Genomic DNA, 22,488 nt, shown 5'->3' with positions numbered 1-22,488 from the left:
CTAGTCTTCGTCCGGCTCGCCGGGCTCGCTGGCCTGCGCCGGGCCCGTGGGCAGCAGCCGCACGCGTACCGGCTTGGCGCCCCAGATTTCTTCCAGGTTGTAGTAGGCGCGGATGGCCGGCTGCATGCAATGCACCACGATGTCGCCCAGGTCGATCAGCAGCCATTCGCCGGTGTCCTCGCCCTCGTAGGCGACGATCTGCAGGCCGTGCTTGCGGGCCTGCTCGGCCACGTGGCTGGCGATGGCGCGGGTCTGGCGGTTGGAGGTGCCGCTGGCGATGACGACGCGGTCGAACAGGCCCGTCAGGCCCGTAGTGTTGAAGACCTTGATGTCCTGGGCCTTGGCGTCCTCGAGGGCGTCGATGACGAGGCGTTGCTGTTTTTGCAGATTCATGGAGTTTCGGGGTCCAGGTAGAGCCGATGGGTTCGGATGTAGTCCAGCACGCGGGGGTCCAGCAGCGCGTCCACCGGCCGGCCGGCCGCCAGGTCCCGGCGGATCGCCGTGGCGGAAACCGGCTGCGGCGTGAAGGGAATCCGGACCAGTCCGCCCGGCGCCAGGGCCTGCGCGAGTTCGGGGGGCGGCGTGGCGGAGGTGCCGGGGCGTTCGGCCACCGCCAGGCGGACGTGCTGCAGCAGTTCGCGCCAGCGGTGCCAGGTATGGAAGTTGGCGAGCTGGTCGGAGCCCAGGATCCAGGTGTAGCGGGCCGTGGCGGGCAGGGCGGCGAGGGTGTCGATGGTGTAGGTGTCGCCCGCGCGGTGCAGCTCGATGGGATTGACGCGCAGGCCGGGGTCGCCGGCGCAGGCCAGTTCCAGCATGCGCAGCCGGTGCTCCGGCGTGGCCCCCAGGCGGCCGCGCTGCCAGGGGCGCGCGGCGGGCAGCAGTTCGACGTATTCCAGGCCCAGGGCGTCCCGGGCGGCCCGCGCCAGCGCGATGTGGACCCGGTGGACCGGGTCGAAGCTGCCGCCCAGCAGCCCGACCTGGGGGGTCACAGCCATGCGCGCGGCCGCAGATAGTCGGCCAGGGCCGATTCGGGCGATCCCGGCTCGGGCGTCCAGTCGTAGCGCCAGCGGGCGACGGGCGGCATGGACAGCAGGATGGATTCGGTGCGCCCGCCCGACTGCAGGCCGAACAGCGTGCCGCGGTCGTAGACCAGGTTGAATTCCACGTAGCGGCCGCGCCGGTAGGCCTGGAAGTCGCGTTCGCGCTCGCCGTAGGGCGTGTCGCGGCGGGCCTGGACGATGGGCGCGTAGGCCGGGATGAAGCAGTCGCCCACCGCGCAGGTGAGGGCGAAGCAGGTGTCGAAATCCGGCGCGTTCAGGTCGTCGAAGAACAGGCCGCCGACGCCGCGCGTCTCGCCCCGGTGGCGCAGCAGGAAATAATCGTCGCACCAGGCCTTGTAGCGCGGGTATTTGTCGTCCCCGAAGGGGGCGACCGCGTCGTGGCACACCTGGTGGAAGTGGCGCGCGTCGGCCTCCACCGGATAGTAGGGCGTCAGGTCCAGGCCGCCGCCGAACCAGAAGACGTCGGCGTCGCCGCCCTGGCCGTGGGCGACGAACAGGCGCACGTTCATGTGCGTGGTCGGCACGTGTGGATTGCGCGGATGCAGCACCATGGACACGCCCATGGCTTCCCAGCCGCGGCCGGCCAGCTCGGGCCGGTGGGCGCTGGCCGAGGGCGGCAGGGCGTCGCCGTGCACGTGGCTGAACAGCACGCCGGCCCGCTCGAAGACCGCGCCGTCCTCGCAATACCGGGCCACGCCGCCGCCGCCCTCCGGGCGCGTCCAGGGATCGCGGCCGAAGGCGCCGCCTTCGAGCGCTTCCAGAGACCGGACGATGCGGTCCTGGAGGTCGGAGAAGGTGTCGTGGACCAGGGAGACGGGGACGTGCATGGCGGGACCTGTGCTTCGGTGATCAGTCGTGCCGCTTGCCTGCGGCGGCCAGCGCGCGCCAGCCGATGTCGCGGCGGAACTGGCGGCCCTCGAACTGGGTCTGGTTGACGGCTTCGTAGGCGGCCTGCTGGGCGCGGCGGATGGAGTCGGCCAGCGCCGTGACGCACAGGACCCGCCCGCCGCTGGTGCGCAGGGGGCCGCCGTCGGCCGTGGTGCCGGCGTGGAAGGTGACGCGTTCGGCGGTGTCCGGGGCCAGCGCCGTGATGGGGTCGCCCTTGCGGGGGGCGTCGGGGTAGCCGGCCGCGGCCAGCACCACGCCCACGGCGGTGCGCCGGTCCCAGTCGATTCCGGCCTGGTCCAGCGTGCCGTCCACGGCGTGTTCCAGGGTCTCGGAAAAATCGTTCTTCACGCGCAGCATGATGGGCTGGGTTTCCGGGTCGCCCAGGCGGCAGTTGAATTCCAGGACCTTGAGGCTGCGGCTGGCGTCGGGGCCGGGGCCGATCATCAGGCCGGCGTAGAGGAAGCCGGTGTAGGGGATGCCGTCGTGCGCCATGCCCTGGATCGCCGGCTGGATGATTTCGCGCATGATGCGGTTGTGCAGGGCCGGGGTGACGATGGGCGCGGGCGAATAGGCGCCCATGCCGCCGGTGTTGGGTCCCGCGTCGCCGTCGAGCAGGCGCTTGTGGTCCTGGCTGGTGGCCAGCGGCAGGACGTGCTGGCCGTCGCACATGACGATGAAGCTGGCTTCTTCGCCGTCGAGGAATTCCTCGACCACCACGCGCGCGCCGGCCGCGCCGAAGGCGCCGTTTTCGCCCAGCATGTGGTCGATGGCGGCCAAGGCTTCGTCCAGGTCCTGGGCCACGACCACGCCCTTGCCGGCGGCCAGGCCGTCGGCCTTGACGACGATGGGCGCGCCCTGGGCGCGGATGTAGGCGCGGGCCTCGCCGGCATCGGTGAAGGTGGCGTACGCGGCGGTGGGGATGCCGTGGCGCACCATGAAGGCCTTGGCGTAGTCCTTCGAGCTTTCCAGCTGGGCGGCGGCCCGCGTCGGCCCGAAGATGCGCAGCCCGGCGGCGCGGAAGGCGTCCACGATCCCGGCGGCCAGGGGGGCCTCGGGGCCGACCACGGTGAAGGCGATCTTTTCCCGCCGGGCGAATTCGATCAGGGCGTCGATGTCCTGCAGCGGCACGTTTTCCATCAGCGGCGCCTGCGCGGTGCCGCCGTTGCCGGGCGCGACGTAGATCTTCTGCACGCGGGGGGATTGGGACAGCCGCCAGGCCAGGGCGTGTTCGCGGCCGCCGGAGCCGATGACGAGCAGCTTCATTCGGCCTCGTCCATGACGGCGGTGGTGTAGACCTCCTGGACGTCGTCCAGGTCTTCCAGGAGGTCGATGATCTTCTGCATCCGCTCGGCGTCCTCGCCGGCGAGCTGGACCTTGGACAGGGCCTTCATGACCACGCCGTGGATCTCGGCCGTCAGGCCGGCGGCGTCGAAGGCCTGCTTCAGGCCGGCGTAGTCGCCGGGCTCGCAGGTGACCTCGATCACGCCTTCCTCGTCCGTCTGGACGTCGTCGGCGCCGTTGTCCAGGGCGATTTCCATGACCTGCTCTTCCGAGGTGCCGGGGGCGAAGATGAACTGGCCGCAGTGCTTGAACATGAACACCACGCTGCCGTCCTGACCCAGGTTGCCGCCGTGCTTGGCGAGCGTGTGGCGCACTTCGGACACGGTGCGCTGGCGGTTGTCGGTCATGCAGTCGATGATCAGCGCGGCGCCGCCGATGCCGTAGCCTTCGTAGCGGATTTCCTCGTAGTTGGCGCCGTCCTCGGTGCCGGCCCCGCGCTGGATGGCGCGCAGGATGTTGTCCTTGGGCATGTTGGCGGACGTGGCCTTGTCCCAGGCCAGGCGCAGGGCGGGATTGGCGTCGGGGTCGGGGCCGCCGGCACGGGCGGCCACGGTGATTTCACGGATGATCTTCGTCCAGAGCTTGCCGCGCTTGGCGTCCTGACGCCCTTTGCGGTGCTGGATGTTTGCCCATTTGCTGTGTCCGGCCATGATGTGTGGAGTTCTAGAGGAAGCGTTCAACGAACCCTGGATTTTAGCGCCTTGGGCGGATTCAGTCTGCGGCGCCGCCCTGGATCGGCTCGCCGGAGATGCCGGTCAGCCCGAACGGGACGGCGGCGGCGTGGACGGCCATCGTGGCCTGGCGGGAATTCATGCTAGTCTGGTCCGGTGTCGAACAGTCGGGCCCCGGCGGGGCCGGAGGTGTCCATCGTGGAGAAAACGGAGAAGGCCCGGGCGATCCTCGTCCATGAGCATGGCGGCCCGGAATGCATGCGGCTGGAAGAAGTGGACGTCCCGCCTCCCGCGCCGCACGAGGTGCGCATCCGCCAGAAGGCGGTCGGCCTGAATTTCATCGACATCTATTGTCGCACGGGGCTGTATCCGAACCCGCTGCCGCACGGCCTGGGGGTCGAGGCCGCCGGCGTGGTCGAGTCGGCGGGGACCGAGGTGCGCCACCTGCGCGCGGGCGACCGCGTGGCCTACGGCCAGGGCCCCATCGGCGCCTACGCGGAGCTGCGCAACGTGCCGGCCGACCGGGTGGTGAGGATCCCCGACGGCGTGGGCTTCGAGCAGGCCGCCGCGCTGATGCTCAAGGGCCTGACGGTGCAGTACCTGTTCCGCCAGACCTACCGGCTGCAGGGCAACGAGACGATCCTGTTCCATGCCGCCGCGGGCGGCGTGGGCCTGATCGCCTGCCAGTGGGCCCGCGCGCTGGGCGTGCGCCTGATCGGCACCGCGTCCACCCCGGAAAAGGCGGCGCTGGCGCGCCGCCACGGCGCCTGGGAAGTGATCGACTCCTCGCGGGAAGACATCGTTGCCCGGGTCAAGGAACTGACCGAAGGGCGCAAGGTCCCGGTGGTCTACGACGGCGTGGGCAGGAGCACCTGGGAAATCTCGCTGGACTGCCTGCAGCCGCGCGGCCTGATGGTCAGCTTCGGCAATGCGTCCGGCCCGGTCGAAGGCGTGAACCTGGGCGTGCTGGCGGCCAAGGGCTCGCTGTACGTCACCCGGCCGACGCTGGCGACCTACGCGGCCACCGCCCAGGCCATGCAGGCCGCCGCCACCGAGCTGTTCGATCTGGTGGCGGCCGGCAAGCTGGACATCGTCATCGGCCAGCGCTTCACCCTGGCGCAGGCCGCGCAGGCGCACGAGGCGCTGAATGCGCGCGCCACGGCCGGCGCGACGGTGCTGACGCTGGACTGAGGCCGCCGAGAGGCCGCCCTGGGCCGCACCGGGCCCGCCGGGTCGAAGGCCGCGCGGGCCGCTCCGGCCGGCCCGGCGCGGGCCGGATCAGGCTTCCTGGTGGTAGCGCTGCAGGCGCTCGACTTCCTCGCGCGAGCCCAGGATCACGCCGACGCGCTGGTGCAGGGCCTCGGGCTGGATGTCCAGGATGCGGCCGGCGCCGTCGACGGCGCGCCCGCCCGCCTGCTCGACCAGGAAGCTCATGGGATTGGCCTCGTACATCAGGCGCAGCTTGCCCTTGCGCCCGGATGCGCGGGCGTCGCGCGGGTACATGAAGACCCCGCCGCGCGTCAGGATGCGGTGCACGTCGGCCACCATGGACGCGATCCAGCGCATGTTGTAGTTCTTGCCCAGGGGGCCGGTCTCGCCCTGCAGGCATTCGTCGATGTAGCGGCGCACGGGCGCTTCCCAGTGCCGCATGTTGGACATGTTGATGGCGAATTCGGCGGTCTGCTCGGGCAGGCGGATGTTCTCGTGCGTCAGCAGCCAGGACCCCATCTCGCGGTCCAGCGTGAAGCCCATGACGCCCGCGCCCACGGTCAGCACCAGCATGGTCTGCGGGCCGTAGACGGCGTAGCCGGCGGCGACCTGGCGGGTGCCGGGCTGCAGGAAGTCGGCTTCGGCGATTTCCCGGCCGGCGGCTTCGGCGGGCGCCTGCAGCACGGAGAAGATCGTGCCGATGGAGACGTTCACGTCGATGTTCGAGGAGCCGTCCAGGGGGTCGAACAGCAGCAGGTTCTGGCCCTTGGGGTAGTGGTTGGGAATGCGGTGGATGGTCTGCATTTCCTCGGAGGCCATGGCCGCCAGGTTGCCGCCCCATTCGTTGGCTTCCAGCAGGATCTCGTTGGACAGCACGTCGAGCTTCTTCTGCACCTCGCCCTGGACGTTTTCAGTGCCCAGGCTGCCGAGCACGCCGCCCAGCGCCCCCTTGCTGACGGCGTGGCTGATCGCTTTGCAGGCGCGCGACACGGTTTCGATCAGCAGGCGGACGTCGGCCGAGACGGCCTTGTGTTCGCGCTGCTGTTCGACCAGGTACTGGGTCAAGGTCTTGTATTTCAAGGTGGCTCCCTGAAGAAAATGGAATCAGTAAATGTTTGTTGTAGCGCTGCGTGGGCTGTGCCTACTGGCGTCCGCCTCGCGGCCTGCATGCCGCTCGGATTCGCCCGGCATGGGCAGTCCATGAGGACCGCCCCATGTCCGGGCCCATCCCGGCGGCAAAACGGCGGCAAAAGGACATGCTAAGTGGCAAGTGCTTTTGAAACGATTTCCCGGACGTTGCGCGACAGGCCCGGGGCGTCGAGCACGCGCCGCAGGGCGGCCTGCATGCCGGCGCGGGCGACGGGCTCGTGGCGCGCCCAGTTGTCGAAGGCGCGCGACAGCCGCGCGGCGACTTCCGGGTTCAGGGCGTCGAGCGCCAGCACCTGCTCGGCCCAGAAGTCGTAGCCTTCCGGGGTGTGCAGGTTGCCGGGGTTGTCCAGGCAGAAGCGGAAGACGACGGCGCGCGCGCGGTTGGGATTGCGCAGCGAGAAGTCGGGCAGGGCCATCAGGGCGCGCACGCCGGCCACCGTGCAGCCGGGCGCGCCCGCCTGGGCGCCGAACCAGCGGTCCAGCACCAGCGGGTCGTCGCGCCAGCGCGCATGGAAGTCGGCCAGCGGCCCGGCGGCATCCTGCGGCGCATGCTGCAGCAGGGCCGTCAGCGCGCCCAGGCTTTCGGTCATGTTGCGCGCCTGGCGGTATTGCGCCAGGGCCAGCTCGACGGCGCCCGGCGCCTGGCCGGCCAGCAGGTTGTCCAGCGCCAGGTTGCGCAGCGCGCGGCGCCCGGACGAGACCGGGTCGGGCGAATAGGGGCCGCCGTCGTCGGCCAGGGCGTCGTAGGCGGCGCGCCAGGCATCGGCCAGCCGTGCGCCCAGCGCCTGCCGGGTACGGGTCCAGGCCGCCACCGCGGCCTGCGGATCCATGGGCTCGCCGCGGTCGATGACCTCGCGCAGGGCGGGCAGGGCCAGCAGCCGCGCCTGGTAGGCGGGCGACAGTCGTTCGTCTTTCAGCGCGGCGCGCCAGATCTCCAGCAGCGTGTCCAGCGCCGGCTGCGGGCCGCCGGAGCGGCCGGCCTCGATGCAGGCCTGCAGGTGGCGGTGGGCGGTTTCCTGGACCGCGTCCCAGCGGGCGAAGGGGTCCGGATCGCGGCGCGCCAGCAGGGCCAGGTCGTCGGCCGTGCGGTCGGTTTCCAGGATGACGGGGGCGGAAAAGCCGCGCAGCAGCGACAGGACGGGTGCGCGCGGGATGTCCGTCAGGGTCCAGGTGCCGCTCGCCTCGCGCAGTTCCAGGACCACGGTGTCGCGCGCTTCGCCTTCCCACTGGATGGGCATGGAGCGGCCGTCCGCGTCGATCAGGCCGATGGCCAGGGGAATGTGCAGGGGCGGTTTTTCGGGCGGCGGGGATTGCCGGGCCTCCAGGCCCGCCGGCGTGCAGCGCTGCTCCAGGGTGATGCGGCAGGCGCGGGCGGCGGGGTCGTAGTGCGAGCGCACCCGCACGCGCGGGGTGCCGGCCTGCTCGTACCAGCGCCGGAAGACGGAGAAATCCTGGCCCGGGTGCCGTTGCGCGTAGATGGATTCCATGGCATCGACGAAGTCGTCGCAGGTCACCGCCTGGCCGTCGTGGCGGCGGAAGTATTCGTCCATGCCGGCGCGGAACCCGTCCTCGCCGAGCAGAGTGTGCTGCATGCGGATGACTTCGGCGCCTTTCTCGTAGACCGTGGCGGTGTAGAAATTGCCGATCTCCTGGTAGCTGTCGGGCCGGATGGGGTGGGCCATGGGGCCGGCGTCCTCGGGGAACTGCGCCAGCCGCAGGGTGTGCACGTCGTCGATGCGCTTGACGGCGCGGGCGCTGGCGGCCTCGGCGGGCGGCAGGCCCGCGGCCAGCATGTCGGCGGAGAATTCCTGGTCGCGGAAGACCGTCAGGCCTTCCTTCAGGGACAGCTGGAACCAGTCGCGGCAGGTCACGCGGTTGCCGGTCCAGTTGTGGAAGTATTCGTGGCCGATCACGGCCTCGATGCCGCGGTAGGCGGCGTCCGTGGCGGTGGCGGGGTCGGCCAGGACGTAGGCGGCGTTGAAGATGTTCAGGCCCTTGTTTTCCATCGCGCCCATGTTGAAGTCGCGCGCCGCCACCACCATGAAGCGGTCCAGGTCCAGTTCCAGGCCGAAGCGCCGCTCGTCCCAGTGCAGGGCGTTGGCCAGGCAGTCCAGCGCCCAGCGGGTCTGCTCGCGGTAGCCCTTGTCGCTGTAGACCTGCAGCAGCACTTCGCGTCCGCTGCGGGTGGTCTCGGTGCGCTCGATGCAGTCGAAGTCGCCGGCCACCAGGGCGAACAGGTAGCAGGGCTTGGGATGGGGGTCGCGCCAGAGGGCCTGGTGGCGGCCGTCCGGCAGGCCGGCCTGCTCGATCAGGTTGCCGTTGGACAGCAGCAGCGGATAGGCGGCCGGGTCGGCGCGCAGCAGGACCTCGAAGCGCGCCATCACGTCGGGCCGGTCCGGGAACCAGGTGATGCGGCGAAAGCCCTGGGCCTCGCACTGGGTGAAGAGCTTGTCGCCCGAGACGTACAGGCCCATCAGGGTGGTGTTCTCTGCCGGGCGGCACAGGCTGACGATGCCGATGGTGAAGGGCTTGCCGTGGCCCGGCGGGACCAGGCTGAGCGTGTCGTCGGCCAGCTGGTATTCGTCGGCGGCCAGCGGCCGGCCGTCGAGGCGGACCTCGACCAGCTCCAGGTCCTCGCCCTGCAGCACCAGCGGGGTGCCGGGCGCGGTGCCGGGGGCGGGCTCGAAGCGCAGTTCGGAGCGCACCCGGGTGGATTCCGCCGCCAGGTCGAATTCCAGCCGGACCCGGGGCAGCCGGTAGGGGTAGGGGACGTAGTCCTGGCGGAAGATGGTGGGGGCGGTATCCGTGCGCATGGTCTGTTCCGAAAGCGGTTTCGTGCCCTCATTGTAGTCGGCCCGCCGCGTCCGTCCCCGCCTGTATCGGAGTGCAACGGCCGGCTTCTCGCGCGGCGCGGCTGCGCCTATGATGGCTGATATGACCGGCTGCGGCGCGGACCGCGAAAATGGGGCCGCGTGAATGGGCCAGCGTGAATGGGCCCCGTGAATGGGCCGCGTGAATGGTTTCGCGCCGGACGGGTTTTTGGAATCGGAATGGGATGTGCGATGAAGGACGGTGGCCTGGGCGGGATGCAGAGGGGGCGCGGATGGATCCGGTGGTTTTCCGGATTATGTCTGGCGCTGTTGCTGGGCGGATGCGCCTCGGTGTTTTCCGCGCAGGTCACGCGCTATCAGCAGTGGCCGGAAAACGCCCAGGCAGCCACCTACTGGATCGCGGCCGACGAGACGCAGCGCAATAATCTGCAGTTTCAGACGTACGCCGACACGGTGCGCGCCGCCCTGGGGCCGACCGGACTGGTCGAGGCCCATTCGGAAGCTCAGGCGCGTTTCACGGTGCACATCGAATACGGCAGTCCGCGCGAACGCGAATGGCGCCAGGAATTCGTCGATCCCTACATGTATCCGGGCTTCTACGGGCCTTATGTCGGGTTTCATCATCCCCGCTGGGCCTGGGGGATGGGGCCGGCGATCCAGACCGTCGCGGTGGACGTGTATCGCATGACCCTGTCCGTGCGCATCGACGACCGGACGCAGCAGGGGCGCGAGGTCTATCGCGCCACGGCGGTGGCGTCCAGCCGGCAGGATCAGCTGGGCGCCGCCATGCCGTATCTGGCGCGCGCCATTTTCGACCGCTTCCCCGGCCGCAATGGCCAGGTCGTCGAGGTGCGGTATCCTGTGCAGTGAATCCGCTCAGGCGGATTCGGCGGCGATCAGGAAGGATTCGCGCGGGGTGCCGGCGGCTTCCGCATCGGTGATCCAGCGCGGCGCCTTGCCGCGGCCCGTCCAGGTGGCCTGGGTTTCGGGATGGCGGTATTTCGGCGCGACCACGCGCTTGGTGGCGGTGGCGGCCTTGCGCGGCGAGGCGACGCGTGCGCGGCTGGCCGGCTTGCGGCTGAAGGCCGCGGCGATTTCTTCCGGACTGATGTCGTATTCACGCATCGAACGCACGATCGCGGCGATCTTGGGCTGGCGCTGTTTGGCCTGCAGCGACTGAATCCTTTTCTGGATCTTGGCCATTTCTTTTTCGAGGCGGGATTTTTCGGTGTTATAGCTGGTACGGGTCATTCATGGCTCCGTTCGTGGTCGATCGATATGGCGGGATTCAAAAGAACCGGCATTTGAATACTGGCGAGTGATTTTAAACTTATTTCAGGCAATGTGCGCGACGCATTCCATTTCGAGGTGTGACCATGGCGCGGCATTCATTCGATAATCGGGAGCATTCATGAGCGGTCAGGACCATTCGATGGCGGTCGCGGCGGTGCAGATGGTATCCGGGATGGAGGTGGCGGATAATCTGGAGCAGGCGGCGCTGGGGATCGGGGATGCCGTCTCCGGCGGCGCGGCGCTGGTGGCGCTGCCGGAATATTTCTGTTTCATGGGCCGCCGGGATACGGATAAACTGCCGCTCGCCGAAACGCCGGGCGACGGGCCGATCCAGGCGTTTCTTTCGGACCAGGCGCGGCGCCACGGCATCTGGCTGGTGGGCGGCACGCTGCCCCTGCGCAGTCCCGACGCGGACCGCGTCCATAACACGTGCCTGGTTTACGATCCCCAGGGCCGGGCGTGCGCGCGCTACGACAAGATCCATCTGTTCGGTTTTCAGCGCGGCGAGGAATCCTACGACGAATCCCGCGCCATCCGTCCCGGCGACGGGCCTCCGCCGGTATTCGACATGCCGTTCGGCCGCACCGCCCTGGGCATTTGCTACGACCTGCGTTTCCCCGAATTCTTCCGCGCCCAGGGCGACGTGCGTCTGATGGTGCTGCCCGCCGCTTTTACCTGGACCACGGGTTCGGTACACTGGGAAGTCCTGCTGCGCGCGCGGGCCATCGAGAACCAGTGCTACGTGCTGGCCAGCGCCCAGGGCGGCACGCATGCCAACGGCCGGCGCACCTGGGGTCATTCGATGCTGATCGATCCCTGGGGCGAAATCCTGGATTGCGTGCCCGAAGGCCCGGGCGTGGCCGCGGGCACGCTGGACGCGGATCGCCTGGCGGCGGTGCGGGAATCCCTGCCCGCGCTGCGCCACCGGGTCCTGTGAATGCGAAACGCAAAAAAAGGCCGCGCGCGGGCGCGGCGCGACGATCGATTGATGAATGGTGTCAGATGAAAATTGTTGAACCGGGCCTGGATGCCCTGAATACCGCCCGGACATTATTGCTGGAACCCTGGGGATTGGACGAATCCCATCTGGCGCGCGCACTGTCCGATATCCACAGCCACCGGGTCGATTATGCCGACCTGTATTTCCAATACAGCTGCTCGGAAGGCTGGAGCCTGGAAGAAGGCATCGTCAAGACCGGCAGTTTCTCCATCGACCAGGGCGTGGGCGTGCGGGCCGTGAGCGGCGAGAAAACCGCCTTCGCCTATTCCGACAGCCTGTCGCCGCAGGCGCTGATGTCCTCGGCCGCGGCGGTGCGCACCATCGCGCGCCAGGGCGCGGGCCGCTGCCGCGTCGACGGCGGGGTCGATACGCCGCACCATCTGTACGCGGCCGTCAATCCCGTGGACTCGATGTCCGCCCCGGACAAGGTGGCCCTGCTGGAGCGGGTCGAACGCATGGCCCGCGCCGCCGACCCGGAGATCATCCAGGTCATGGCCGGGCTGGCGGCCGAGTACGACGTCATCCTGGTGGCCGGCAGCGACGGCCGCCTGGTGGCCGACGTGCGCCCGCTGGTGCGCCTGTCCCTGACCGTCATCGCGGAACGCAAGGGACGGCGGGAAATGGGCCACGGCGGCGGGGGCGGCCGCACCGGCCTGGCCTATTTCACCGATGAGATCCTGCGCGGCTACGTGGAGCGCGCGGTACACGAGGCGCGCGTCAATCTCGAAGCCCGGCCGGCGCCGGCGGGCCAGATGACGGTGGTGCTGGGTTCGGGCTGGCCCGGCATCCTGCTGCACGAGGCGGTCGGCCACGGCCTGGAAGGCGATTTCAACCGCAAGGGCTCCAGCGTGTTTTCCGGCCGCATCGGCGAGCGCGTGGCCTCGCGCGGCGTCACGGTGGTGGACGACGGCACGCTGGCCGACCGGCGCGGCTCGCTGAACGTGGACGACGAGGGCCATCCCACCCAGCGCAACGTCCTGATCGAGGACGGCATCCTGCGCGGCTACATGCAGGATTCCATGAACGCCCGGCTGATGAAGCAGGCCCCCACCGGCAACGGCCGGCGCGAATCCTACGCGCACCTGCCCATGCCGCGCATGACCAACACCTACATGCTGGCCGGGCGCGACGACCCCAAGGACATCATCGCCTCGGTGGACCGCGGCCTGTACGCCGTCAACTTCGGTGGCGGCCAGGTGGACATCACCAGCGGCAAGTTCGTGTTCTCGGCGTCCGAGGCCTACCTGATCGAGAACGGCCGCGTCACCCATCCCGTCAAGGGCGCCACGCTGATCGGCAGCGGCCCCGAGGCCATGGGCCGCATCGGCATGATCGGCAACGACCTGGCCCTGGATTCGGGGGTGGGCACCTGCGGCAAGGAAGGCCAGAGCGTGCCCGTGGGCGTGGGCATGCCAACCCTGCGCATCGACGGCCTGACCGTCGGCGGCACGGCGTAGTCCGGGCCTTTTCGCCGCTCCGCCGCCCGCAAGCGGCGAGGTGGGCGCAAGTCGCGGCGTGAGGGGGGTTCAGGCCGCGCGGCCGAACACCTGACGCAGGTAGGCCAGGAACGTCTCGTCGGTGCAATGGACCTTGCCGGGGCTGTCGGGCAGCTTGGCGGTCGGCATGCCGTTGCAGTGGAACAGCTTCATGACGATGTTCAGCGGCCTGGGGCCCAGGTCGTTGGTCAGGTTGGTGCCGATGCCGAAGGCCGGCTGCACCCGGTCGGCGAAGTGGCGGTACAGCGCCAGCGTGCGCGGCAGGTCCAGCCCGTCGGAAAACACGAAGCGCTTGCCCGCCGGATCGACGCGCAGCGTCCGGTAATGGGCGATCGCCCGTTCGCCCCAGGCGATCGGGTCGCCCGAATCGTGGCGCAGGCCGTCGAACAGCTTGGCGAAATACAGGTCGAAGTCCGCCAGGAAGGCGTCCATGCCGACCACGTCGGTCAGGGCGATGCCCAGGTCGCCGCGGTATTCCTGCACCCAGTCCTCCAGCGCGGCGCGCTGGAAATCGCGCAGCCGCACCTTGCCGAAGGCCTGGTAGGACTGCAGGTATTCGTGCGCCATTGTGCCCACCGGCACCAGACCCAGCGCGCGCGCCAGCGCGACGTTCGATGTGCCGGTGACGAACTGCGGCACCGCCTGGCGCAGGGCCGTCACCACCTCGGTCTGCCAGGCGCGGGAAAACCGCCGCCGCAGGCCGAAATCCGAGATCAGCAGGGGAAAGCGCCGCGCCGGCTCGCGGCCGAAATCCCGCAGCAGGGCGATCTTGTCCTGCAGTCGCCGGCGTCCCTCCGCCAGCACGTCCGGCGTCTGGTGGCGGCGGAAATACAGCTCGTTGACGATCGCCAGGACGAAGACCTCGAAGGCCATCACGTGGACCTGCGGGCCTTGCGCCACGATGTCCAGCGCGTCGCCGCGGGTCGAGACGCGGATGAAATGGCGCTGGAAGTGGAACAGCGACAGGAAATCGACGAAATCGGACTTGATGTAGCGCAGCCCGCGCAGGTAATCGAGCTCTTCGGGCTGGAAGCGCAGGGCGCAGAGGTGGTCCAGCTGCCGCTCGATCTCCGGCGCCAGCGCCGCCAGCGGATATTCCGGACGGTCGCGGCAGATGAAGCGGTATTCGGCCTGCGCGGCCGGATGGCGGTGCAGCATGGCCTGCCACATCGTGAACTTGTACAGATCGGTATCCAGCAGGGATTCGATCACGGGAACGAAGGATTCGGTCGGCATGCCCGGGCGGCCTTGAGGGGTGGACGATTCGGTCCATGTTAGCGGATTTCAAACGAACCATTCCGGCGCCGCCGCGGGCCATGCGCGCCCACGTCCAGGCGGCGGCCGATGACCGAAAAAATACCGGACAAAGAAAAAGCGGCTTTGCGAAATGCCCGCAAAGCCGCTTGAATCCTGGTGCCGGCTAGAGGAGTCGAACCCCCGACCTTCTCATTACGAATGAGCTGCTCTACCAACTGAGCTAAGCCGGCGACGGCGGGTGCATGAGGCACCCCGCCGATCTGGCGGCAAAGCAAATTCTTGCTCACCACCAAAGCCAGCCATTGTACATGATTTTTTCTGCGATTTGGAAGGCGACAGGCGACGGCAAGTGGCGGCATGGCGCCAAAATCCGCCCCCCCGGATGCCGTCCTCATGGGATGCCGTCATAATATCCGCATCGAACATCTCGCAGAACGAGGCCGGAATGAGCTGGATCCAGGGATTGATGGTGGCGGCGGCCGTGCTGCCGTACGGGGCCGCGGTGGCGGCCAAGGTGGGCGGACGCAGGTTCGACAACGACGATCCGCGCCCCTGGCTGGCCGCCCAGCAGGGCTGGCGGGCGCGCGCCAACGCGGCGCAGGCGAATCTGTTCGAGGGCCTGCCGTTCTTCTATGCCGCGGTGCTGTACGCCCTGTACGCCGGGGCGCAGCCGGAGCGGCTGGCAGGCCTGATGGGCGCCTGGGTGGCGCTGCGGGTGCTGTACGTGCTGGCCTACATCCTGGGGCGCGGCACGGTGCGCTCGCTCATCTGGGGAGCCGCTCTGGCGGTGAATCTGGCGATTCTGTGGGCCTGATGTCCCGCAGCCCCTGCTGGTGCTGGGCCACCGCGTCGGGGAACAGGTCCCAGCAGGCGATGAACAGCGCGGCGAACAGCGGTCCGATGACGAAGCCGTTCAGGCCGAACACCGACAGGCCCCCCAGGGTGGAGATCAGCACCACGTAGTCGGGCAGCTTGGTGTCCTTGCCCACCAGGATGGGGCGCAGCAGGTTGTCCAGCAACCCGATGACCAGCACGCCGAACAGGATCAGGACGACGCCCTCCCACAGGGCGCCGGTGACCAGGAAATAGATGGCGACCGGCACCCAGATGAGCGAGGCGCCCACCGCCGGCAGCAGGGACAGGAAGGCCATCATCACCCCCCAGAACAGCGAGCCCTGGATGCCCAGGAAGGCGAACATCAGGCCGCCCAGCAGGCCCTGGGTGGCGGCGATGACGATGTTGCCCTTGACCGTGGCGCGCACCACCGTGGCGAATTTCTGGAACAGGCCGTGGCGGTGCGAGTCTTCCAGGGGGATCAGGCGCTTGAGCTTGGGCACGATGGCGGCCCCGTCGCGCAGCAGGAAGAACAGCAGGTACAGCATGATGCCCAGGCCGACCACGAACTGGAAGGTGTTCTGGCCGATGTTGACGGCCTGCTTGGCGAGGAATTGGCTGGCCTGCAGGGCGCCGGTGGACAGTTTCTCGCGGATGCTGAGCAGGTCGCCCACGCCGAAGGAATCCAGCCAGCCGTGCACGGAGGGCGGCAGGGCGCCGACGATCTGCTCGTAGTAGACGCCCAGGTTCAGCTGGCCGGAATTGATGCGCGTGTACAGCCCGGCGACCTCGTTGGCGAGGGCGCCGGCGATGAACAGCATCGGCAGGATCACGATCAGGGTGATGCACAGCACCGTGAGGAAGGCCGCCAGGCTGGGGCTGTTCCCGCCCACGGCGCGCAGCAGGCGCCGGTACAGGGGGCGGAAGATCACCGCCAGCACGCCGCCCCAGAAGATCGCCGGGTAGAAGGGCAGCAGGATGCTGATGAAGGCGATGGAGACGGCGGCCAGCAGCAGCAGGAAACTACGGAAGTGCAGGGTGGGCATGATCGGGCAGGGAAGTCGGGACTGTCAGTGGCGCCGGGTGTTGCGGATGCGGTAGGCGATCGCGCCGATGATCAGCGCCGCCAGCGGCGTGCCGGCCAGCAGCGCCGTGCGGGGCGGCAGCTCGATTCCCAGCGTGAGCATGCCCTGGTACAGCAGCTTGAACAGGCTGAACAGATAATAGCTGATGGCGATGATGGACAGGCCTTCCACCGCCTTCTGGATCTTGATCTGGGTTTCGGCGCGGGTGCTCAGGCTTTGCAGGATCTGGCTGTTCTGCTCCTCCATCTCGACCTGGACGCGGGCCTGCAGCAGGCTGCTCAGGTGGGACACGGCGCTGCCGATGCGGCTCAGCCGCTGGTCGGTGGAGGCGCAGTAGCGCACCGTGGGGCGGAAGCGCTGGGCGATGAAGGTGCCCAGCTGCTGGCAGTCGCCGGTGCGGCTTTCGTGCAGTTCCGCGATGCGCTCGAAGACCAGCTGGGCGTAGGCCTCGGTGGCGCTCAGGCGCAGCCGCGTGCGGGCGCTGGTCTGGGTGATCCGGGCCGACAGGCGGGTGATGCGTTCCAGCAGGGCCTTGATGTCCTGGGATTCCGCGCGGGCGTTGGCATCGGACAGGGCGGCCAGTTCCTGCTCGTACTGGCGCAGTTCGGCGCTCAGGGCGCGCGCCACGGGCAGGGTCAGGGACGCCATCAGGCGGTAGGTCTCGACCTCCAGCAGGCGGCGCACCATGCGGCCCAGCCGCCGGCCGTCGAACTGCCGGTTGAGCACCAGGATGCGGTTCAGCCCGTTGCCGTTCAGGCGCAGGTCGCTCCAGACGATGGCCTTGCCGTCGTCCAGGCTGGAGCCCACCGGATCCTTGAAGCCGTAGTCCTCGACCGAGCCGCGCCAGCTGGCCTCGGATTCCACGCAGACCTGGTCGGCATTGACGAGCAGGGCGCTGTGGGCCTCGGCGACTTCGGCCAGCACGGGCGGCAGGGCGACCCAGGGCGTGGCCTGGGGGCCGGGCAGCACCAGGGTCAGGGTGAGGAATTCGGTGTGCCGCTCCCATTTCAGCCGCGCGCCGCCCACCGGGAACTCGCCCTGGGGCAGGCTGGGGTCGGCCAGCGCGACGTGGCGGTCGCACAGCGAGCGGACGATGGCTTCCGCCGCCTCGTGCTCGTCCAGGAAGGCCAGGTGGAAGACCTGGGCCGGCGCGTCGAAGTACATCGAGGGACGGGCGTGCAGTTCGTTGTGCAGGGCGTTGCGGTGCGGATGCATGCGGCGGGTCGGGACGAGAGGGGGAAATGGAAAAGGGAACCAGTGTATCGGAAGTCCCCGCCCCGCAGTATGAAAAAGGCAGGATGAAAAACGCGGAACGCCGCGGGTGGGAGCCCGCGGCGTCGGGATGGGCCCGGGCGCGCGCCCGGGGTGTGGGGGGGAGGCGCTCAGGCCGGCGTTTTCGGCGCCTGGGCGTGGTGCGTCTTCGCGCCCGGGTGGCTCTTGGCCGTCTTGGCGTGATGGGCGGCCATTTTCCGGGCGGGCATCTTCTTGCCGGCATGCTGCGGCGCCGATTGTGCGGCGGGCTGGCCGGCGGCGGGCGCGTCGGCGGCGAAGGCGGATGCCGTGGTGAGACCCAGGACGGCGGCCGAGCAGGCAACCAGGAAGGCAATGCGGGAACGTGTCGTCATGACATCAACTCCAGAGAACGCCCCGACACCCCTGTGTCCGGGCCGGTGGCGGACCACCTGATGCTCAGAGCGGCGGGCGGGAGGGAAGTTCTTCGCGGCCTTTCCGCCGTTTGTAATCAGGTGTTCCGCCCGCCCGGCAGCGGCCGCATGCGGCAGCAGGCGCGGCGCGGGTTTCCGCCAGGCGGTCCACCCGTGCCGGAAGCAGCTGATTACGAGGCTGACGGCGGGTTGAACGCCGCCTGCGGTCCCGGATAGGCGACCGAGCCGTCGTCGCGGACCACGGCGCCGGGCGTCAGGCTGGCCGGCTCCAGCCGGCCGGCGCCCATGATGTGGAACACGGGAATGCCCCGGGCGATCAGGTGGTCGGCCACGATGCGGCGGTGGCAGCGCCACCAGACCGATTCGGAGCACATCATGGCGGTGGGCCGCGCCCGGCCCAGCGCGATCAGCGCCTCCAGCCCCTGGCGGAACGCATCGCCCAGGGCGTAGTCCGCGTAGTGGTGGAAGCTGTCGTTTTCCCAGTAGCCGTTGGTGGCCGGCGGCACGGTCTTCGACCGGCCGCGCAGGCCGCCGAGCTCGGCCATGTGTTCGTAGGCGATGCCGTGGGGCGCCAGGGCTTCGGGCAGGCTGTCCCGGTTGAACTGGGGATTGGTGCGCGAGCGCGGCACGGTGCGGATGTCGGCCAGGCATTCGATGCCCGCCTGGGCCAGCAGGGCGATGAAATCGTCCAGGCTGCGGTTGGAATGGCCGATGGTGTAGAGGGGGTTCGTCATGGATCGACGATAATCCTTCTCTTGGGCGGGGGACAAGCCGGGCGGCACGGCCGGCGGCCCCCGGCAGGCGGCAGGCCCCCCGGGGGGCCGCGGACAGGCAGGATGGAGGCGCGATGGACAGGATGCGACTGGACAAATGGCTGTGGGCCGCCCGTTTCTTCAAGACCCGCAGCCTGGCGACGCACGAGGTCGATGCCGGGCGGGTGCTGGTCGGCGGCCAGACGGTCAAGCCCGCCCGCGAGATCGCCGTGGACGATCTGATCGAGGTGCGCCGCGCCGGCAGCCCGCCGGTGCGGGTCCGGGTGCGCGCGCTCAGCCTGGTGCGCGGCCCCGCGCCCAAGGCCGCGCTGCTGTACGAGGAAACCCCGGACAGCGTGGCGGCGCGGGAACGGGCCGCCGAGATGCGCCGCCTGGCGCCCGAGCCGGCCCGGGACTTCGAGGAGGGCCGCCCCACCAAGCGCGACCGGCGGCAGATGGACCGGTGGCGGGGGCGCTGATCGCAAGCCATCCCGGCCCGCCATCATCCGTCCGGCGGACCGTGTTCCACCCCCGCATCATGCGGCCAGCCGCCTCGGTCCATGGACAGCCGGGCATGCGCGGCGCATGCATTCCAGCATCGACCCGAAGACACGTTCATCCACTTCCGCGGCCGCTTGCAGGCCGCCGGCGGTGGCCTGCCGCTGTTCATCGTGGCGGTGAAGGCGGCCGCAGGCTTCCGCCACTGAATCGCCCGCCGGGGGGGAAGCGCATCCGCCGGGGCGTCCCCCTGGACGGGACGTCTTGCAAGAATCCCAAGCTATTCTGTTAACATATTAGCTAAATAGAGTCCCTTCAGACTGAGGACCCTCCAGCCTTCAGGACAGGCGCCCGCCCTTCCGCACTTCCGGTTCCGAGCTGCCATGAGCCATTGGCCAGACATGAACTCCAGGCGACGCCTCGCCAGCATCCCGATCCTCGATCTTGGCCAGGTCTACGATCAGCGCTACGCCGACGCCGACTTTCACTACGACGGCCATGACCGTCTCTGCGAATTCTTCGGCCGCAGCGTGGCGGTGCATCGCCATGACCGCTTCTTCCAGATCCATTACCTCCACAACGGCCACGTCCACCTCTACCTGGATGATCTGCAATACCGCCTGGACGGTCCGCTGTGCTTCCTGACCCCGCCCGGCGTCCCCCATGCCTTCGTCACCGATGCGGCCTGCGAGGGCCAGGTCATCACCGTGCGCCAGCAGTTGGTATGGAAGCTGTTCGACGGCGAAGCCGCCCTGTCGCTCCGGCTGAACCAGCCGCTGTGCGTCAGCCTGGGCGAGCAGCGGGGCGAGGCCGCCCGCGTCGCCGCGCACCTGGAACCTCTGTTCCATCAGGTGGCCGACGAATTCGCCGGCCGGCGCGACGGCCGCGAGGCCAACCTGCTGGCCCTGCTGCGGCTGATCCTGGCCAAGCTGCTGCACCTGGTCGAGCAGGCGCAGCATGACAATCCCGTGCCGGCCCATGACTTGCTGCAGTTTCACCGTTTCAATCAGCTGGTGGAGGCCCGCTACACCGAGCACTGGCCCCTGCAACGCTATGCCGGCGAGCTGGGCCTGACCACCGCGCGGCTCAACCTGATCTGCCGGCGCCTGGCGGGCATGTCGTCCAAGCAGCTGATCTTCGAGCGCCAGCTGCAGGAGGCCAAGCGCCTGCTGCTGCACAGCGGCCAGTCGGTCAACCAGATAGGCTTCGTCCTGGGTTTTTGCGATCCGGCCTATTTTTCGCGGTTTTTCCGCCGCCATGTCGGCATGTCGCCGAGCGACTATCTTGCACGGCGGGGGATCGCCGTGAAGCCTTGCGAAAAGTCCAAGATTAACGGCGAAAGCTGCATTCAGCGCACCCCCTCCATGCTCCTATCATAGTGTCTCCAACAGTCAGAAACAGCGGAGACGCCATGCCCCCCGAAACCCTGCGCCCCGGTAAATTCCCTGCCGGCGGCAGCCGCCCGTCCGCCGGCGATGCACGTCCGGCCAGCCTGCGCCGCGATCCCGATGCCACGACGGAAGGAGCGCGCTCATGCAGTACCATCTGAACGGCTTCAAGCCCGGCAATTACCAGGTTCCCGATGCGGCGCGCGAGCCCGCGCCGCCGCCGCCGATGGTCGATCTGCCGAAAGAGGTCGATGTGCTGATCGTCGGCTGTGGTCCGGCGGGCCTGGCGCTGGCGCGGCAACTGGCGGATTTTGCCGACATCAGGACCTGCATCGTCGAGCAGAAGTCCGGGCCGATGCTGTTCGGCCAGGCGGACGGCATTTCCTGCCGGACCATGGAAATCATGGAGGCCTTCAACAGCAGCGAGCTGCTGGTGAAGGAAGCCTATCAGCTGCACCAGAACGCCTTCTGGGAGCCGGATGCGCGGAATCCGCAGCAGATCAAACGCACGCACAGGGTGGCGGATGCGCGGCTGGGGCTGTCCGAGTTCACCCACGGGGTGGTCAACCAGGCGCGCCTGCACGACATCCTGCTCGACGGCATGGCGCATTCGGTCACGCATCTGGTCCCGCATTACAACCGCCGCCTGCGGGAACTGGTGGTGGATCGGAACCTGACCCAGGACCTGCGCGCGCATCCGATCACCGCGACTTTCGAGCGCAACGATGCCAGCCAGTCGAGCCAGGTCGAAACCGTCAAGGCCCGCTATGTGGTGGGGTGCGATGGCGCCCGCAGCACGGTGCGCAAGAGCCTGGGGATCGAGCTGCGAGGCGACTCGGCCAACAAGGCCTGGGGCGTGATGGACGTGCTGCCGGTGACGAATTTCCCGGACATCCGGGTCAAGAGCTTCATCCAGTCGAAGGACAACGGCGCGGTGATGCTGGTGCCGCGCGAAGGCGGCTACCTGGTGCGCCTGTACGTCGAACTCGATCTGCTGGGCAAGGACCAGCGCGCTTCGCAGCTGGACCTGCACGCCGAAGATCTCATCGCCAAGGCCCGGCAGATCATGAATCCGTATCAGCTGGAGGTCAAGGAGGTCGCCTGGTGGTCGATCTACGAAGTCGGGCAGCGCGTTGCCGAGCGCTTCGACGACACCCCGGCGGGTTCGGAGGACCTGATTCCGCGCGCCTTCGTCGCCGGCGATGCCTGCCATACCCACAGCCCGAAAGGAGGGTGGGGCCTGAATACCTCGCTGCCGGATACCTTCAATCTGGGCTGGAAGCTGGCGGCGGTGCTGCAGGGCAGGTCGCACCCGAAACTGTTGCAGACTTACGAGGCCGAGCGCCGCAAGGTGGCCTTCATGCTGATCGACGCCGACCGCGAAATGTCGGCGCTGGTCGCCACCCGCCCGGGTGCCGGAAGGGATGCCTCGTCGGCGAAAATCAGTACCGCCGACATAGAAAAATTCATCGCCCGCCAGAATGGCTTCATCGCCGGCACCTCGATTGGCTATGACGAATCCTGGCTGTGCACGGGACACGAGCATCAGGCGCTGGCGAGCGGGTTTCCGATCGGGCAGCGTTTCCATTCCGCCCAGGCCGTGCGCGTGGCCGACGGCCGGCCGGTGCAGCTGGGACACCTGAACAAGGCGGATGGCCGCTGGCGCATCTTCCTCTTTGGCGATGCGAAAAGCCCGCTGGATGCGTCTTCCGGGTCGGCCCGGCTGATCGGGTTCCTGGCCGGCGCGGACACCTCGCCGGTGAAACGATACACGCCGGCCGGGGCGGACGTCGATTCGGTGATCGATGTCTGCGCCGTGTTCCAGCAACGGGACCTGGCCATCGAGGAACTGCCGGATTTCCTCTGGCCCGCAAAGGGAAAATACGGCCTGCGCGATTACGAAAAGGTCTTCCAGACGACCGAGGCGCACGACATCTTCGCGCAGCGCGGCATCGACCGCTCGAAGGGCTGCATCGTGGTGGTCCGCCCGGACCAGCACATCGCCAGCATCCTGCCGCTCGATGCCCATGCCGAACTGAGCCGGTTCTTCGATGGGTTCATGCTGGGGTAA

22 protein-coding genes and 1 tRNA gene are annotated in these 22,488 nt (G+C 68.8%); 9 read left to right on the top strand and 14 right to left on the bottom strand.

The genetic code is table 11. The features are described from left to right. Genes rsfS through HNR28_RS02455 form a run of 5 tightly spaced genes read right to left on the bottom strand, consistent with a single transcriptional unit; the run spans window position 1 to window position 3,940 of the window. On the bottom strand, window positions 1-393 hold the full coding sequence (gene rsfS, locus HNR28_RS02475) for a ribosome silencing factor (protein WP_043683292.1): 393 nt from the start codon (window positions 391-393) through the stop codon (window positions 1-3). Next, on the bottom strand, window positions 390-995 hold the full coding sequence (nadD, locus tag HNR28_RS02470) for a nicotinate (nicotinamide) nucleotide adenylyltransferase (RefSeq protein WP_043683289.1): 606 nt from the start codon (window positions 993-995) through the stop codon (window positions 390-392). The genes rsfS and nadD overlap by 4 nt, the downstream gene beginning before the upstream one ends. Further along, on the bottom strand, window positions 986-1,888 hold the full coding sequence (hemF, locus tag HNR28_RS02465) for an oxygen-dependent coproporphyrinogen oxidase (RefSeq protein WP_151024410.1): 903 nt from the start codon (window positions 1,886-1,888) through the stop codon (window positions 986-988). Before hemF ends, nadD begins: the two co-directional genes overlap by 10 nt. A gap of 22 nt (window positions 1,889-1,910) precedes the next feature. After that, window positions 1,911-3,212 carry a phosphoribosylamine--glycine ligase gene (gene purD / locus HNR28_RS02460; protein WP_151024409.1) on the bottom strand — a complete coding sequence of 434 codons (1,302 nt, stop codon included), beginning with the start codon at window positions 3,210-3,212 and terminating at the stop codon, window positions 1,911-1,913. Next, window positions 3,209-3,940 carry a YebC/PmpR family DNA-binding transcriptional regulator gene (locus tag HNR28_RS02455; RefSeq protein ID WP_043683283.1) on the bottom strand — a complete coding sequence of 244 codons (732 nt, stop codon included), beginning with the start codon at window positions 3,938-3,940 and terminating at the stop codon, window positions 3,209-3,211. The genes purD and HNR28_RS02455 overlap by 4 nt, the downstream gene beginning before the upstream one ends. Before the next feature lie 219 nt (window positions 3,941-4,159). Between HNR28_RS02455 and HNR28_RS02450 the strand changes: the two genes are divergently transcribed. Continuing rightward, window positions 4,160-5,152 carry a quinone oxidoreductase family protein gene (locus HNR28_RS02450; RefSeq protein ID WP_276809257.1) on the top strand — a complete coding sequence of 331 codons (993 nt, stop codon included), beginning with the start codon at window positions 4,160-4,162 and terminating at the stop codon, window positions 5,150-5,152. A gap of 87 nt (window positions 5,153-5,239) precedes the next feature. Here the strand turns inward: HNR28_RS02450 and HNR28_RS02445 are convergent, their stop codons facing one another. Together HNR28_RS02445 and pepN are read right to left on the bottom strand one after the other, a co-directional pair. After that, entirely contained in the window at window positions 5,240-6,250 is a 1,011-nt protein-coding gene (locus HNR28_RS02445) for a class 1 fructose-bisphosphatase (protein ID WP_043683281.1), read from the bottom strand. A gap of 179 nt (window positions 6,251-6,429) precedes the next feature. Beyond that, on the bottom strand, window positions 6,430-9,132 hold the full coding sequence (pepN, locus tag HNR28_RS02440) for an aminopeptidase N (protein WP_151024408.1): 2,703 nt from the start codon (window positions 9,130-9,132) through the stop codon (window positions 6,430-6,432). A 348-nt stretch (window positions 9,133-9,480) separates the two neighbouring features. On the opposite strand from pepN, the gene HNR28_RS02435 reads away from it, so the two are divergent. Further along, window positions 9,481-10,020: a DUF4136 domain-containing protein gene (locus HNR28_RS02435; RefSeq protein WP_170288446.1), complete on the top strand. Its 540-nt coding sequence runs from the start codon at window positions 9,481-9,483 to the stop codon at window positions 10,018-10,020. 6 nt (window positions 10,021-10,026) lie between these two features. Here HNR28_RS02435 and HNR28_RS02430 read toward each other — a convergent pair whose 3' ends face one another. Then, the gene (locus tag HNR28_RS02430; RefSeq protein WP_043683276.1) at window positions 10,027-10,401 is read right to left on the bottom strand and encodes an H-NS histone family protein; all 375 of its coding nucleotides are present in this window, start codon (window positions 10,399-10,401) and stop codon (window positions 10,027-10,029) included. A 160-nt stretch (window positions 10,402-10,561) separates the two neighbouring features. On the opposite strand from HNR28_RS02430, the gene HNR28_RS02425 reads away from it, so the two are divergent. Both HNR28_RS02425 and tldD read left to right on the top strand, forming a co-directional pair. Next, window positions 10,562-11,380: a carbon-nitrogen hydrolase family protein gene (locus HNR28_RS02425; protein ID WP_043683274.1), complete on the top strand. Its 819-nt coding sequence runs from the start codon at window positions 10,562-10,564 to the stop codon at window positions 11,378-11,380. Between the two features lie 65 nt (window positions 11,381-11,445). Next, on the top strand, window positions 11,446-12,900 hold the full coding sequence (gene tldD / locus HNR28_RS02420; RefSeq protein ID WP_043683271.1) for a metalloprotease TldD: 1,455 nt from the start codon (window positions 11,446-11,448) through the stop codon (window positions 12,898-12,900). Window positions 12,901-12,969: 69 nt separating this feature from the next. Here tldD and pncB read toward each other — a convergent pair whose 3' ends face one another. Both pncB and HNR28_RS02410 read right to left on the bottom strand, forming a co-directional pair. Next, window positions 12,970-14,175 carry a nicotinate phosphoribosyltransferase gene (gene pncB / locus HNR28_RS02415; protein WP_151024406.1) on the bottom strand — a complete coding sequence of 402 codons (1,206 nt, stop codon included), beginning with the start codon at window positions 14,173-14,175 and terminating at the stop codon, window positions 12,970-12,972. A 175-nt stretch (window positions 14,176-14,350) separates the two neighbouring features. After that, window positions 14,351-14,426 (bottom strand) — tRNA-Thr (locus HNR28_RS02410). 215 nt (window positions 14,427-14,641) lie between these two features. On the opposite strand from HNR28_RS02410, the gene HNR28_RS02405 reads away from it, so the two are divergent. Next, a complete protein-coding gene (locus HNR28_RS02405) occupies window positions 14,642-15,010 on the top strand; it encodes an MAPEG family protein (RefSeq protein ID WP_043683266.1) in 369 nt (122 codons plus the stop codon). On the opposite strand, the gene HNR28_RS02400 is transcribed toward HNR28_RS02405, so the two are convergent. The 4 genes from HNR28_RS02400 to HNR28_RS02385 all read right to left on the bottom strand — a co-directional run bounded on the left by HNR28_RS02400 (window position 14,961) and on the right by HNR28_RS02385 (window position 18,513). Continuing rightward, on the bottom strand, window positions 14,961-16,076 hold the full coding sequence (locus HNR28_RS02400) for an AI-2E family transporter (protein ID WP_084330661.1): 1,116 nt from the start codon (window positions 16,074-16,076) through the stop codon (window positions 14,961-14,963). The two genes, HNR28_RS02405 and HNR28_RS02400, sit on opposite strands and share 50 nt — an antisense overlap. Before the next feature lie 24 nt (window positions 16,077-16,100). Continuing rightward, entirely contained in the window at window positions 16,101-17,330 is a 1,230-nt protein-coding gene (locus tag HNR28_RS02395) for a DUF3422 domain-containing protein (RefSeq protein WP_151024405.1), read from the bottom strand. A 167-nt stretch (window positions 17,331-17,497) separates the two neighbouring features. After that, window positions 17,498-17,740: a hypothetical protein gene (locus HNR28_RS02390; RefSeq protein ID WP_151024404.1), complete on the bottom strand. Its 243-nt coding sequence runs from the start codon at window positions 17,738-17,740 to the stop codon at window positions 17,498-17,500. Window positions 17,741-17,949: 209 nt separating this feature from the next. After that, window positions 17,950-18,513, bottom strand: a complete 564-nt coding sequence (locus HNR28_RS02385; protein WP_151024403.1) for a DUF488 domain-containing protein — start codon at window positions 18,511-18,513, stop codon at window positions 17,950-17,952. A gap of 113 nt (window positions 18,514-18,626) precedes the next feature. Between HNR28_RS02385 and HNR28_RS02380 the strand changes: the two genes are divergently transcribed. From HNR28_RS02380 to HNR28_RS02365, 4 genes are all read left to right on the top strand, one after another. Beyond that, window positions 18,627-19,010 carry an RNA-binding S4 domain-containing protein gene (locus HNR28_RS02380; protein WP_151024402.1) on the top strand — a complete coding sequence of 128 codons (384 nt, stop codon included), beginning with the start codon at window positions 18,627-18,629 and terminating at the stop codon, window positions 19,008-19,010. A gap of 81 nt (window positions 19,011-19,091) precedes the next feature. Continuing rightward, window positions 19,092-19,238, top strand: coding sequence for a hypothetical protein (locus HNR28_RS02375; RefSeq protein ID WP_170288445.1), 147 nt, complete (start codon window positions 19,092-19,094; stop codon window positions 19,236-19,238). A gap of 192 nt (window positions 19,239-19,430) precedes the next feature. Then, window positions 19,431-20,408 (top strand): 4-hydroxyphenylacetate catabolism regulatory protein HpaA, encoded by a 978-nt coding sequence (gene hpaA, locus HNR28_RS02370; RefSeq protein WP_151024401.1) that lies wholly within the window; start codon window positions 19,431-19,433, stop codon window positions 20,406-20,408. Window positions 20,409-20,562: 154 nt separating this feature from the next. After that, window positions 20,563-22,488, top strand: a complete 1,926-nt coding sequence (locus HNR28_RS02365) for an FAD-dependent monooxygenase (protein ID WP_151024400.1) — start codon at window positions 20,563-20,565, stop codon at window positions 22,486-22,488.

Origin of the sequence: Castellaniella defragrans (assembly GCF_014203015.1) — a bacterium.
In the GTDB taxonomy this organism is placed as follows: Bacteria; Pseudomonadota; Gammaproteobacteria; order Burkholderiales; family Burkholderiaceae_B; genus Castellaniella; species Castellaniella defragrans.
The sequence above is the reverse complement of the archived record's forward strand: the minus strand, read 5'-3'. Positions and strand labels throughout refer to the sequence as shown.

What these genes read in the sequence shown, in the direction of transcription:
- rsfS (WP_043683292.1), bottom strand. Translation starts at nt 393, where the DNA reads ATGAATCTGCAAAAACAGCAACGCCTCGTCATCGACGCCCTCGAGGAC.
- nadD (WP_043683289.1), bottom strand. Translation starts at nt 995, where the DNA reads ATGGCTGTGACCCCCCAGGTCGGGCTGCTGGGCGGCAGCTTCGACCCG.
- hemF (WP_151024410.1), bottom strand. Translation starts at nt 1,888, where the DNA reads ATGCACGTCCCCGTCTCCCTGGTCCACGACACCTTCTCCGACCTCCAG.
- purD (WP_151024409.1), bottom strand. Translation starts at nt 3,212, where the DNA reads ATGAAGCTGCTCGTCATCGGCTCCGGCGGCCGCGAACACGCCCTGGCC.
- HNR28_RS02455 (WP_043683283.1), bottom strand. Translation starts at nt 3,940, where the DNA reads ATGGCCGGACACAGCAAATGGGCAAACATCCAGCACCGCAAAGGGCGT.
- pepN (WP_151024408.1), bottom strand. Translation starts at nt 9,132, where the DNA reads ATGCGCACGGATACCGCCCCCACCATCTTCCGCCAGGACTACGTCCCC.
- HNR28_RS02430 (WP_043683276.1), bottom strand. Translation starts at nt 10,401, where the DNA reads ATGACCCGTACCAGCTATAACACCGAAAAATCCCGCCTCGAAAAAGAA.
- HNR28_RS02425 (WP_043683274.1), top strand. Translation starts at nt 10,562, where the DNA reads ATGAGCGGTCAGGACCATTCGATGGCGGTCGCGGCGGTGCAGATGGTA.
- tldD (WP_043683271.1), top strand. Translation starts at nt 11,446, where the DNA reads ATGAAAATTGTTGAACCGGGCCTGGATGCCCTGAATACCGCCCGGACA.
- pncB (WP_151024406.1), bottom strand. Translation starts at nt 14,175, where the DNA reads ATGCCGACCGAATCCTTCGTTCCCGTGATCGAATCCCTGCTGGATACC.
- HNR28_RS02405 (WP_043683266.1), top strand. Translation starts at nt 14,642, where the DNA reads ATGAGCTGGATCCAGGGATTGATGGTGGCGGCGGCCGTGCTGCCGTAC.
- HNR28_RS02400 (WP_084330661.1), bottom strand. Translation starts at nt 16,076, where the DNA reads ATGCCCACCCTGCACTTCCGTAGTTTCCTGCTGCTGCTGGCCGCCGTC.
- HNR28_RS02395 (WP_151024405.1), bottom strand. Translation starts at nt 17,330, where the DNA reads ATGCATCCGCACCGCAACGCCCTGCACAACGAACTGCACGCCCGTCCC.
- HNR28_RS02390 (WP_151024404.1), bottom strand. Translation starts at nt 17,740, where the DNA reads ATGACGACACGTTCCCGCATTGCCTTCCTGGTTGCCTGCTCGGCCGCC.
- HNR28_RS02385 (WP_151024403.1), bottom strand. Translation starts at nt 18,513, where the DNA reads ATGACGAACCCCCTCTACACCATCGGCCATTCCAACCGCAGCCTGGAC.
- HNR28_RS02380 (WP_151024402.1), top strand. Translation starts at nt 18,627, where the DNA reads ATGGACAGGATGCGACTGGACAAATGGCTGTGGGCCGCCCGTTTCTTC.
- HNR28_RS02375 (WP_170288445.1), top strand. Translation starts at nt 19,092, where the DNA reads ATGGACAGCCGGGCATGCGCGGCGCATGCATTCCAGCATCGACCCGAA.
- hpaA (WP_151024401.1), top strand. Translation starts at nt 19,431, where the DNA reads ATGAACTCCAGGCGACGCCTCGCCAGCATCCCGATCCTCGATCTTGGC.
- HNR28_RS02365 (WP_151024400.1), top strand. Translation starts at nt 20,563, where the DNA reads ATGCAGTACCATCTGAACGGCTTCAAGCCCGGCAATTACCAGGTTCCC.